Origin of the sequence: Roseateles sp. (assembly GCF_039929605.1) — a bacterium.
Classification (GTDB): Bacteria; Pseudomonadota; Gammaproteobacteria; order Burkholderiales; family Burkholderiaceae_C; genus Pelomonas.
Genome location: NZ_JBDSQX010000020.1, coordinates 1 through 12,444 on the forward strand (window position 1 = coordinate 1; position 12,444 = coordinate 12,444).

The 12,444-nt window shown below is 66.5% G+C and carries 6 protein-coding genes and 1 pseudogene; all 7 read right to left on the minus strand.

Annotated elements, in window-relative coordinates:
• Positions 1-408: pseudogene (locus ABIS05_RS03405) on the minus strand (hypothetical protein); the annotation flags it as partial.
• A 139-nt stretch (positions 409-547) separates the two neighbouring features.
• Positions 548-1,612 carry a non-reducing end alpha-L-arabinofuranosidase family hydrolase gene (locus ABIS05_RS03410; protein ID WP_348009078.1) on the minus strand — a complete coding sequence of 355 codons (1,065 nt, stop codon included), beginning with the start codon at positions 1,610-1,612 and terminating at the stop codon, positions 548-550.
• 47 nt (positions 1,613-1,659) lie between these two features.
• Positions 1,660-3,570 carry a glycoside hydrolase family 97 protein gene (locus ABIS05_RS03415; protein ID WP_348009079.1) on the minus strand — a complete coding sequence of 637 codons (1,911 nt, stop codon included), beginning with the start codon at positions 3,568-3,570 and terminating at the stop codon, positions 1,660-1,662.
• 245 nt (positions 3,571-3,815) lie between these two features.
• Positions 3,816-6,524 carry a TIM-barrel domain-containing protein gene (locus ABIS05_RS03420; RefSeq protein ID WP_348009080.1) on the minus strand — a complete coding sequence of 903 codons (2,709 nt, stop codon included), beginning with the start codon at positions 6,522-6,524 and terminating at the stop codon, positions 3,816-3,818.
• 56 nt (positions 6,525-6,580) lie between these two features.
• Positions 6,581-8,221, minus strand: coding sequence for an alpha-L-fucosidase (locus ABIS05_RS03425; RefSeq protein ID WP_348009081.1), 1,641 nt, complete (start codon positions 8,219-8,221; stop codon positions 6,581-6,583).
• A 107-nt stretch (positions 8,222-8,328) separates the two neighbouring features.
• Complete coding sequence (locus ABIS05_RS03430) at positions 8,329-9,963, minus strand: glycoside hydrolase family 28 protein (protein ID WP_348009082.1); 1,635 nt, start codon at positions 9,961-9,963, stop codon at positions 8,329-8,331.
• 99 nt (positions 9,964-10,062) lie between these two features.
• Positions 10,063-12,231 carry a glycoside hydrolase 43 family protein gene (locus tag ABIS05_RS03435; protein ID WP_348009083.1) on the minus strand — a complete coding sequence of 723 codons (2,169 nt, stop codon included), beginning with the start codon at positions 12,229-12,231 and terminating at the stop codon, positions 10,063-10,065.
• Positions 12,232-12,444 lie beyond the last annotated feature (213 nt).

A 12,444-nucleotide genomic window follows, 5' to 3' on the forward strand; every position in this document is an offset into this window, starting at 1 on the left:
CTCGCCGCCGCTGAAGCCCAGGCCGTCGGTGATGGGCACCCAGGACGACGTGGGCTGGTGCCAGCGGTAGGCGCCACCGACGTCAGTGCGCGCGTACAGCAGGTTGGCGGTGGTCGGATGGAAGACGAGGCCGGTGACGTAGCCGCCACCGCCCCACTTCACGCTCGTCCAGGTGGTGCCCCCGGCCGGTGCGGGTGCGGGTGCGGGTGCGGGTGCGGGTGCCGGTGCGGGTGCCGGTGCGGGTGCGGGTGCCGGTGCGGGTGCGGGTGCGGGTGCGGGTGCGGGTGCGGGTGCCGGTGCCGGTGCCGGTGCCGGTGCCGGTGCGTCGCCACCACCACCCCCGCCACAGCCAGCCACCAGGGTCGCGAGGACGATGGAGAGAACGGTGGGTTTTTTGCTGTACATCATGGGAGAAAACCGGGTCTGGGTTGTTGATGGCATGGCGGCGGCGCTGTTCACCGGGCAGGCAATGGCGCCGGCATCCACAGCGATGTCTGCAAGGGACGTACTGGCTAAACGCCCACGACCACTGCGACAGGGCAGGCGTTCATTTCTTGCACAACTCGCTGATCGCGTTGGGCGCGGTGGCGGTGATCACGCCGAGCCGATAGGGCAGCTCGATGTACTCGTAGCTCTTGCCCTTTTCCTTGTCCAGACCCTGGTAGAGAAACTGCAGCGGCTTGCAGGGGTCGATGGCCAGCGTCTGGTCGATGCCGGCGCGGACCATCTCGCCGTGGGACACGCCTTCGGACCAGATGCGGCCGTCGAACTTGACGTTGTCTGCGCCAGCGAACAGGTTCATCGGTGCGCCGGGAACGGGTTGCCAGGTGCCGTCCAGGCGGTCCGCTGTCCAGGCGCGGAAATACCTGCCCTTGGGGCCCATCGCCTCGATCAGCGTCAGGTACTGGTTGGTGCCGGCGATCTTGTAGGTGTTGCTTGCTTCGAACATGTCGTCGCGCTTTTCATCCATGACGACGACGGGTTCGGAGAAGCCAAGAGGGAAACGCGCCAGCGTCGTCTCGGCGCGGTAGAAGCGGCCGTTGTCGCCGGTGAAGAAGAGGTAGCACTTCTTGTCGTCGCAGATGTTCCAGAAGTCGAGCCAGGCCGCATGGCCCTTCTCGTCTTTGACGCTCGCGGGGACGGATGCGTAGAAGGGCTGAGGCGCCGTCCATGACTTGGGGTCGGCGATGTTGCTGGTCGTGGAATACAGCGGGTCGCCGCCCTGGTAGATCAGGTACCAGAGCTTCTGCGGCGCGAAGTAGTAGACCTGGGGTGCGGCGCGGTAGCCGGGCCCGATGGGCGACTTGTCGAGCATGAACTGCGGGGCCTTCGGGGCCTCATCCCAGTTCGAGAAGCTCGTGTAGGCCATGCCCCAGCCGCCCTTGCCGGCCGTGGTCATGAAGACGTGATAGCGGCCGTCGTGGTGGACGATGGTCGGGTCCTTGACGCCGAAGATGTCCGCCCGGTCGGCCGGCGGTCTGATCAGCGGCTCGCTGGATTTCCAGTCGAAGGCGGTGGCCTTCGTTTCGCTGCCTGCGCTGCTGCCACCGCAACCTGCCAAGCCAGCCGCGAGGATCGAAATGACGAGGAGTCGTTTACTGCACTTGTTCATGATGGACGCCTGAATTTCCTTGTTTGATGGCACGCGCCGCGCGCTGCTCACTGCGCTGGCAGCGGCTCCAGCACGACGGCAGCGCCGCCCGCTGCGGCGAGCGACAGGCTCAGCACGTCCTTGCGTGTCACCTTGCGTTCGGTGCGCCGCACTTCGCGCACGACCTCGCCGTCCTGCCAGATCGTGGCGCGCCAGTTGCCGGGCGGCAGAAAGCCGAGCGACACCTTGTGCGTGCGGGCCTCGTCGCCCGTCATCGCGCCGATGTACCAGGTCTTGCCGTGGCGGCGCGCCAGCACGATGTCGCGCCCGGGCTCGCCGGCGATGAAGCGGGTTTCGTCCCAGGCGGTCGGCACGCGCTTGATGAAGTCGAAGCCGGGCTCGCCGCGGTAGGCGGTGGGGTCGTCGGAGACCATCTGCAGCGGGCTGTCGTAGACGACGTACATCGCCAGCGCCTGGCCGCGCGTGTTCAGCACCAGCGGCATCTCGGCGCGCACCTCGAAGGAGGCCGCTGTCGCGTTGCGGAAGCCTCCCGGCGTGTAGTCCATCGGGCCGACCAGCATGCGCGTGTACGGCAAGGTCACGTTGTGGCTGGGCGTGACGCGCGTGCTCATCTTGCTCCACTCGGCACCCAGCACCCCCTCCTGCGTGATGTAGTTGGGATAGGTGCGCTGCAGGCCGGCGGGCACGTAGGCACCGTGCATGTCGAGCAGCAGCTTGCGCTTGGCGGTGGCCGCTGCGAGGCGCTCGTAGAAGTCCACCACCTGCTGGTCGTCACGGTTCATGAAGTCGACCTTGATGCCCTTGATTCCCCAGCGGACGTAGGTGTCCAGCACCTCGTCCATGCGCGCGTCCACATGCACCCAGTGCGCCCACAGCAGCAGGCCCACGCCCTTGGCTGCGGCGTAGCGCGCGAGTTCGGCCATGTCGATGCCCTTCGCCGGGCGGGTGATGTCGGTCTCCGGGCTGGCATCGCAGCAGCCGCTTGGCCCCGAGGCCCAGTTGGCGTCGATGAGGTAGTAGGGGAAACCGGACTCGCCGGCGAAGTCGATGAAGCGCTTGTAGGCGCCCATGTCGGGCTTCATGCCCACCAGCGGGCCGGACCACCAGTCCCATGCCGCCTTGCCGGGCTTGACCCAGCTGAAATCTCCCTGGGCGGGCGGATTGAGGTTGCCGACGAGGTGCGACTCGATCAGCTTGCCGGCTTGGTCGGCCAGCATGACGGCGCGCCAGGCGGTCGTCAGGCCAGCCGTCGAGACGAAGGCCGGCCCGGCGCGGCCCGGCACGCCGGACAGATGCAGCCGCAGCGCGTCTCCCTCAAGCCGGAACGAGGCGCCGGCATAGCCCTGCAGGTGGGCCTGCGTGATGGCGTAGTGGGTTCGGCCCGACGGCGTGGCGCAAACCACCGGCACGTCGTAGGCTGCGCCCGGTTTCATCTGCGAGATGCGCAGGCGCTCGAACGGTTGCTCGTGCGAACCATCGATGGGCGTGACCAGGCACGACGGGTCGCCGGCCGGCACGAAGGCCGTGCGTTCGCCGCGCAGGCTGACCGGCGCCGTGCCGTCCAGCCGGTAGCGGAAGGCGACGCCGTCGTCGTAGGCGCGGGCATCGATGAAGACGCGGCGGCCGCCGCCAGCCTCGCGGAAGGTGAGCGTTGCGCCGCGGTAGTGGTCGCGCGCGCTCGCGGCCTTGGTCGCGACGAGTGGAATGACGCGGTCCTCGGCCAGGTCCTGGCGCGACTCCAGCGTCAACGCGCCGAGCGCTTGACCGTCCAGCTCCAGCCCTAGCGGCGAGGGCGCGATGACGGCTTCGCCACGGCGGCTGATGCTGAACTGGCTGCCGTCGTCGGCGATGCGCAGCGCGACGCGGCCGTCGGGCGACGCGATGACGGTGTCGGCCGCCTGGGCGCCGGAAGCGGCCAGGGCCAGCACAGCGGTGGCGAGGTGGGTGGTGGTCTTCATGGATGTGTGGGTTCTGTTGGTCTTCGTGTTCATGCTGCGAAGAGAGCGTTCATCTCAGTTATTCATTCCGCATTCGCGGCACCCGCGACGCATGAATGAGCATTCGGGCCGAGCGCCGGGCCGCCCCAAGCCGGCCCGGCGGGCGATGTGCTTGCCGGTCGATCCGGCAAGCATCGCCGTCCCCCCGGGGGACCGACTGGGCTGGCCCGCGTTCAGCGGCGCAAGACCGGGCGAGGGGCTCACTTTCATCCCAGCCGTACTTCCGTGGCGCGGCCGGTGTAGACCACCTCGCGCAGCGGTGTGGATTGCAGCGTCGGCCGCCCGTCGCCGAGGCGGTGGATGCGCAAGCGCTTGGTCGTGCGCATGCCAGCGAAGCGCCCCTTACGCGACGCCAGGCGCAGCGCGCTGCGGCGGTCGTCCCAGGTCATGCGGATCACGCTGAACCCGCCCTTCTCGTAGGCATAGTCCAGGCCGTCGTCCTCGTAGAGGTCGAAGGCGCCGTCGGCGCCGGGCACGACGTAGACGTCGAGCACCTCGCCGGTGGCCTCGGCGGTGGACTGCAGCACCGGCCCGAGCGGCAGGATGCTGCCTGCGCGCAGGTGCAGCGGGATGCGCGTCAGAGGCGACGCCACGTCATGCGTGCGGCCGCCGACGCGCCGTTCTCCCGTCCAGAAATCGACCCAGCCGCCTGCGGCCCGTGGCAGGTACACCGGCCAGCTCGACACCTCGGGCGCCAGGACCGGCGCCACATGCAGGGCACGGCCGAACATATAGCTGTGCGCCTGGTCCAGGGCCTGGTCGTCCTGCGGGAAGTCGAACACCAGCGGTCGCATGATCGGTGCGCCCTTCGCATGGACCTCATGAGCCAGGCTGTAGAGGTAGGGCAGCAGCTGATAGCGCAGCTCCAGATACTGGCGCGCCACGGCCTCCACCTTGTCGCCATAGCGCCAGAACTCGGTGTTGGTCATGTAGCCATGCACGCGCTGCAGCGGCAGGAAGGTCGCGTACTGGAACCAGCGGATCAGGCGTTCGTGGTAGGCCTTGTCGGTGTACTGGCCGTCGCCCGGACGGAAGAAGCCGCCGGCGTCGACCGTCCAGTAGGCATAGCCGGCGGCGGCCATGTTGAGGCCTGCGGGGATCTGCCGCTTGAGCGTGTCCCAGTCGTTGCCGATGTCGCCCGACCAGGTGGCTGCCGCATGGCGTTGCTGCCCGGGGAAGGCCGAGCGCGTCATGATCATCACGCGCCGGTCAGGCGCCGCCTGGCGCTGGCCTTCGTAGACGGTGCGCGTGACGTGCCACGGATAGGCCAGGCGCACGCGCTCACCGCGGCCGGCCGCTGTATGCCGGCCCACCAGGTCGTCGTTCTCTGGCTCCGTCGCGTCCTGCCACCAGGCGTCGATGCCGAGTTTGAGCAGGCGATCGCGCTGGTTGTTCCAGTAGAAGGCGGCGGCCTTGGGGTCGAAGAAGTCGACCCAGTCGGTCTGGTCGATGTAGTGGCCGGCGGCCGCAGTGGCGCGGCCGAGCTCGGTGTCACGCCCGATCTTGGCCCACACCGACAGCATGAACCGGCCGTTCAAGCCGTGCACCTCGCGCACCATCGCGGCGGGATCGGGGTAGTGGGCCTCGTCGAAGCGCATCGCGTTCCAGCCGTGGCGGCCCCAGTACTGCCAGTCCTGCACCATCACGTCGACGGGCAGCTTGCGGCGGCGGAACTCGCGCAGCGTGTCGACGATCTCCTGCGACGAATGGAAGCGTTCGCGGCAGTGGATGTAGCCATAGGCCCAACGCGGCATCATCGGCGCGGCGCCGGAGATTTCGCGGTAGCCCTCGAACACCTCATCCGCGCTGGGGCCGGCGATGACGACGTAGTCGATGGCGTCGGCCACCGGTGAGCGCCACGTCGTGCTTGCGCCCACGGCACCAAAGCGCAGAGAGGGCGCGTCGCCGTCGTCGGCGTGGACGCGCACGTGATGCTCGCCCGCCGGCAGCTCGACGACAAAGCCCACCGTCGGCGGCAGCCAGTGGTTCACCATCTCCACGCAGGACTTGCCGTCTATCTCCACCGAGTGGCGCGAGCCCATGGCGCGGCCGACGTCGAGCAGGAATGCGAAACGGCCGGCCGCGTCCGTTCTGAACCGGCCTTCGAAGCGCGTCAGGTTGCGCACGACCTGCGCATTGCCCGTGGTCGTCGTCACATCCACGACTTCGGCCTTGCTCTCGGCTTTGGTCTCAGCCTTGGCGCGGCTCAGCGCCACCCACTGCTCGGGCATGTTCAGCTCGGCCATGCCGTTGTTGTGCCAGAGCAGGCCGTAGCCGCGGCTGGACAGCATGAACGGCAGGCTGATCTGCGAGTTCACCTGCGTCAGGCGGCGCGGGAAGCCGCGCAGGTCCATAGCGCCGTCCTGGAAGCAGCCGGTGCCGTAGAGCCGCTCGCCGGCGGGTGACTCGAACACCTGTTCGGCGATGAACACGGGCTCGTCCCCCAGCCGCGACGGCGTCAGCCGCCGGGTGCCGGGCGCTTCGGCGAGCAGCAAGGCGCCGTTGCGGTCGAAGAAGCGCAGCGCCCCGGTGCCGTTGTCCACCTCGCAGCGGATGGCCGGCAGTTCCAGGCGGGTCGCGTCCGCGCCCGGCGTCTGCTTCATGAGGGGCTTGGCCCGGCCGGGTAGCAGCGTGAGGCTTGGCGGCGGCGCCTGCGTTGCTGCCTGCGGAGGAAGGAAGCGCACGCGCAGCGCCCGGTCGCAGAGCGCGCTGATCCGCAACGTGCCCTGAGGCGTCGTCAGCACCCATTCCGGCACGAGCGATGGCTGCGTGCGGCGGGCCGCGGCGGTCGGCACGCTGGAGGAAGAGGCGGCCATCGCGGCCGTTGCTGCCGCAGCGCCCAGTGGCGTGGCGGCAGCGGCGAGGGCGACACCCAACGCGTCGCGCCGGGAGAGGTTGGATGTGGTGTTCTTCATGGGGTCGCTAGGGTTGTGACGGGCAAGCTGCGCGAGCCGGTGCCGTCCATTCATGCTCACGTCAGGCTGTTGCCGCGGATCTTCAGCGCCACGGCGGGCGAGCCGGCCAGGCCTTCGGGCAGCTTGACCTCCAGCCCCCTGCGGGTGCGCTTGAAGGGCAGGCTGTCGGCGGAGCCCACGGCCTCGATGCGTTCGATGGCGCCGGGCGCCACGTTCGAGTCCTGCGCCAGCGACTGGATGCGCATCACGCCGTCCTTGGGCCAGCCCAGCGCGATGGCGTAGAGGGCGCCGCCCTTGGTCGTGAAGCGGATGTCTTCGGCAGTCAGCGGCTTGGAACTGCCTTCGCTGAACTGGCCGCTGCCCACTTTCGTCGGGCCCTCGCCGAAAGTGCGCCAGGGGCGTGTGCCGTAGATGGCCTCGCCATTGCGCGCCATCCAGGCCGCGATGTCTTCCAGGATCTTGCGCTCGTCGGCGTCGATGGTGCCGTCGCCGCGCATCGGCACCGACAACAGCAGGTTGCCGTTCTTGGAGACGATGTCCACCAGCCGGTGGATGACCGTGCTGGCGGGCTTGTACTGGTGGTTGTCGAAGAGGGAGCGGGCGTAGTGCCAGTCGCCCAGGCAGGTGTCGGTCTGCCAGGGCAGGGGCTCGATGCCTTCGCGAAAGCCACGCTCCACGTCCTCGACGAGGCCGGCGCGCCACTCGGCGGGCATCACCTTGGCATTGAGCACGGCCTCCAGCTTGCCGCCGTTCCAGGCCATGCTGGCGTTGTAGAAGTGGGCGGCGATGTCCAGCCCGGCCTGGCCGAGCGGCAGGCCGTGGTTGTCCATGTAAATGAGGTCGGGCTTGTAGCTGTCGATCAGGTCGCGGCAGCGCAGCAGCCAGGAGCGCGTGAACGCGGGGTTCTGAAGTGGCGGCTTCTCGTCCCAGTAGTAGGTGTTCTGGTCATGCCAGGCCTCGACGCTGCGGATGGTTTTGAAGCCGTCGGGCATGACGATGTTGCGGCCGGTGTAGAGGTCTTGCGGGTCCAGACCTTCCCACCATTTGCCCTTGCCGTCGGCCTTGGTCAGGTTGAAGGCGTCGTAGCGCTGGCCGGCGTAGGGGCCTTCCGCGTCATAGCCATAGGCCGACTGGAACCAGTGCCAGGCATGCGCACCATGGTTGCTGACGCCGAAGCGCAGGCCGCGCGCACGGGCGGCCTTCTCCCAAGTGCCGACGATGTCCTTCTTCGGACCGACGCGCATCGTGTTCCAGCCGTGGTACTTGGAGTTGAACGTGTCCTGGTTGTCGTGGTGGTTGGCGAGGGCGACGAAGTACTTCGCGCCGGCCTTCACGTACAGGTCCATCAGCGCCTCGGGCTCCCAGTTCTCGGCCTTCCAGCGGTTCTGGATCTCCATGAAGCCGGACTTCGTCGGGTGGCCGTAGGTCTTGATGTGGTGGTCGTACTGCCAGTTGCCCTGGATGTACATGCGCCGGGCATACCAGTCACCCATCTCGGGCACGCATTGCGCGCTCCAGTGCGCCCAGATGCCGAACTTGGCATCGCGGAACCAGTCGGGCGTTTCGTAGCCGTCGACGAGAGAGTCCCAGTTCGGCTTGAACGGAGTCGGCGCGGCCTGCGCGGCCGGCAGGCCTGCGGCGCCCATGGTGGCGGCCGTGGCTTGCAGCAGCGAGCGGCGGGAGAGTTTTTGTGTCATGGCTTGCGTCCTAGAAGAGATTGCTGTCGAGAACCCAGCGGCTTGCGCTGGGGCGAGCCGCAGATGAAGACGGTGGGGTAGGGCACGTTGGACATGGCCTTGCATGCCTACAAGGTCAGCGCATCCACACGCTCGGGGATCTCGCGGTCCGGCATGCCGCGCACATCCCTGGCCGAGAAGTCGCTGACCCCACGCAGCGCGAACAGCGGCGCGCCGCCCTGCCCGCGCCGCATATTGACGGCATGGAAGCTGGCATCGCTGACATCCTCCAGCACGACTGCGGTTCGCCCCTCCGGCTGGACGTAGCCGACCTTGACGTGATGAATCTCGATGGCCTTCACATGGCGCAGGTAAAACGCATACGCTGGCGCCTTGCCGAACATGCCGGGCTCCGGATACCCGTTGGGAAGTTCGGGCGGTACCCGCGCGCTCCAGGCCGCCTCGCCGCCGCCCTGCGTTTCTATCTGCATATTGCTGATGCGAATATCCTCGATCGGATGCCCTGGCAGCCCGGCGATGGTACTGGCGTGATTGACGTGCGCACCGGAGACGACAACGTTGCTGATATTGATGCGCTTGATGGAGCCCACCGGCGGCTGATTCGGTCCGCGCAGGCGCGCGCCCAAACGTATGAAGATCGGATCGTTCACCACATTGCGCATGGTGATGTTGGAAATCGTCAGGTTCTCGATGTGCGAACCGTCCACGCTTTCGATCGCCAGGCCGCGGCACTCGTCGAAAATGCAGTTCGTGATGGTGATGTTCTTGAAGTCGCCATTCGATTCGGTGCCCATCTTGATGCGGCCGTATCTCCCCGACCGGTACTCCGGCGCACTGCGCTTGAAGGTGCCATCTATCACGCTGCCCTCGTCGAAACTGCCCGAGACCATGCAGTCGGATATCGTGATGTTTTCGCAGTGCTGAATGCACCCCAGGCCGTAGCTGGCCTTGAGGCAAATCGCATCGTCCCAGGGCGTATTCAGGCTGCAATTCGTGACGCGCACGTTGTTGCAGCCGTCGATATCCATGCCGTCACGGTTGGTGTCGATGGTCAAGTGGTCGATCAGCATATTGCCGCAGCCGGTCGCCAATATGCCGAAATGGCCGCCATGCAAGATCGAGAAATCGCGCAAGGTCACGTTGCGGCATTCGCGCAGCGCAATCGCCTTGTCGGCCTCGCCGGGCTGGTCCGGTTTGTCGGTGTAGTAGCCGGTGTATTTGTCGTGGCCGCTGATCAAGCCTTTGCCATGAATCAAGCCGCCGCCGACGATAGCCACGTTGTCTAGGCCGATACCCCAGATCAGGCTGTTTTGCCAATGGCTGTGGCCGTAGTCCTGATAGTTGCCGCCGGCCTCGTTCGGCTCGGGCAGGTCGTAGCGCGCCACGCTCGCGTCAACCGCTTCGATCACCGCGCCCGCCTCCAGGTAGAGCGTGATATTGCTCTTGAGCCTGATCGACGCGGACAGGTAGCGCCCAGGCGGGAAATAAACAGTACCCCCGCCCGCAGCTGCCGCAGCAGCAATCGCAGCATTGATCGCCGGCGAGTCGAGCGTGCGGCCATCGCCCTTGGTGCCGAAGCGCTTGACGTCGATAAGCGAACTCGTTGGTATGGGCGGCGCCGCCAGCGAGCAGGCCGGCAGCGCGGCAACGAGCGCAACGGTCTGTGCCAGGAAATGTCTGCGTTGAGGTAGCACGGGGAATCTCCTGAACGCCATGTCTTGGTTGGCTGATTGAGTTGTCATGCGAGCCCTCCGCCCGAAACCTTCAAGGCCACGGCTGGCGTGCCCGCCAGGGGTTCGTGCATTGGCGAGAAAGTCGATTCAACCGGTGGCCCGCCTGCTTCATTTCGACCAGACAAAGCGAGCACCATCGCTGTCATCCGGCATGGGGCCGGGACTGTCGGCACGGATTTCGCCGGTCTTCGGAGCTATGCGCAGGAAGCGGTGGGTGGCCAGTGACATCAGCACCAGTTCACCCGTCGGCGTTTCAATCCATTGGAAGGTTTGTGCTGTACCGGCTCGGCGCACCGCGAGCGTCACCGCTCCGTCCTCACCGACCGTGACATAGCGCCTGCCAGAGCGCAGAGCGACGCGGCTCAATTTGCGGTCGGCGATCACGAATCGCGTCGGAGCACCCGAGGTCAGGCGTCCATAGCTGGCCGCCAGTCCGGTCGTTGCGCGAAACGATGTCAACCAGATCGATTGGCCATAGGGAATGGGCCGCATCAGGCCGTGGGTATGGGGCTGATGCACGTCGATGCTGTCGAAATCTGCAAAGCCGCCCTCTGCGCCGGTCGTGTTGTAGTTAAACAATCCATAGCGAACGCCCTGAAAGGTGAAGGTCTGGTAGACCAGCACGACCTCGGTGCCGATCGGGGTGAACGTGCTGCCGTCGAACGAATAGCTGAAGCGCGCCCGTTCGGTGAGGAAATCGCAGTCGGCCCGCAGCCAGATGCGTGTGCCGGTCATCTTCACGCGCACCCGCTGGTCGAGCTGCTGGTCATGAAAGACGACGTTGAGTTCGTCGGCAAGTTTCTCGACGCTCAAAGTCGCATACGGCAGATTGAGCAGCCCAAGTCCCGCCGTGTCGCCTGGCTTTAGGTTCGACGCATCGAGCAGGACGGTCGGCGTCGACATCGGCCCGATTCCTCGCTGCGTCAGCGTGTTGCGCGCGTCGTAGAACGAGGTCGCCGGCAGCGCGTGCAAGCGCAGGAATCCCGGGCGTTCCGACAACGACCACTTGTCGTCGACCGGGACATGGTTCCACTGCCACAGGGGCTGGAGCTGCGGCGCCGAAAAATCATCGCTGCGCTGAAAGGGCACTCGAATCGGCTGCGGTGTGGTGGTCTTGGGCTTCACCCAGGTCCGCGGTGTGCGCGTCAGGTTGCCCGGCAATCCGAAGTAAGGCCAGCCGTCCTTCCAGGTGATCGGAGACAGGCTGAGCAGGCGACCGACGGAATTGAAATCCATCATGGAAAAGCCCCACCACTCGCCCGCTTGCGTCTGGACGATGCCGCCCTGGTGCATCGCCAGGCTGTGTTTGGCGGCGGGGTCGGGCCCCCAGAACTCGAATGGCGGCTTGCGGTTGGCCAGGCGCTTGCTGGACGCCATGCCGAAGTCCTCGTGCAGGCTGATCGATTGATGGACCTCGTAGGGCCCCAGCACGTGATCTGCCCGCGCCGCCGGCATGCGAAAGCCGCCCGCGTAGTTGGCGCTGATGATGTAGTACTTACCGTCGATCTTGTAGAAATGCGCGCCCTCGCCCATGCCGGCGTCGGCGCTGAACAGCTGGCGCTCGGTGCCCGGAACGATGTCGGTCAAGTCGTCCGTCATTTGGGCGACGTACATCTTCTGATGGTCCCAGACGACATAGACCTTGCCGTCGTCGTCGAACAGCACAGACAGGTCGTGGAAGCTGCGCTTCATCGGCGTGCGCGTCCACGGCCCCTTCGGATCGGTGGCCGTGAACATCTGGGTCGCCTGGCCGTTGACGTTCGAGAAGATGTAGAACTTGCCCGCGTGATAGCGCAGGGACGGCGCCCAGATCCCTTGGCCGTAGATGTCCTTGCCGCCCTCCAGCCGGAAGGCCGGGCCGAGGTCGAGCTTGTCCAGCGCGTAGGCGACGAACTCCCAGTTGACCAAGTCCTTGGAGCGCAGGATCGGCAGGCCCGGCATGGCGTGCATGGTGGTGCCGGTCAGGTAGAACCAGTCGCCGACGCGGATCAGGTCCGGATCAGAGAATTCGTCATAGAACAAGGGATTGGTGAAGGTGCCGTCGCCGTTGTCCGGCGTCCAGGTCGCGGTCGACATGCCCTTGGGTGCGATCGCTACCGGACTCTCCCGATCCATCGCCGATGCTGGCGCCGCGTACGGAATCAGCGTCAAGACCGTGCATAGCATCAGCCCGGATACGGCAATGCGCAGGGCCCGCAACGGCCCGGCGGCGCGGTCCGGGGAGCGGCGTGTCCGGGGCGGCAGGTCTTGAAGACGACGTGGGAGTTTTGCTTGCATGGTGTCGGTGACAAGACAGGGCGCGGAAAGCTGAAGAATTCCGCGCCTTGCTTGCTGCTGGCGGGCGGTAGCCCGCGAGACCGTCTACTTGGCGTTGTCGACGATGGTCTTGATCAGGTCCGGGAAGTACTGCGCACCGGTCGAGCGGTTGAACAGCCCGAACTGGTGGTTGGCACCGTAGCCGTTGTCCCACCACACCGGCACGATGCCGTG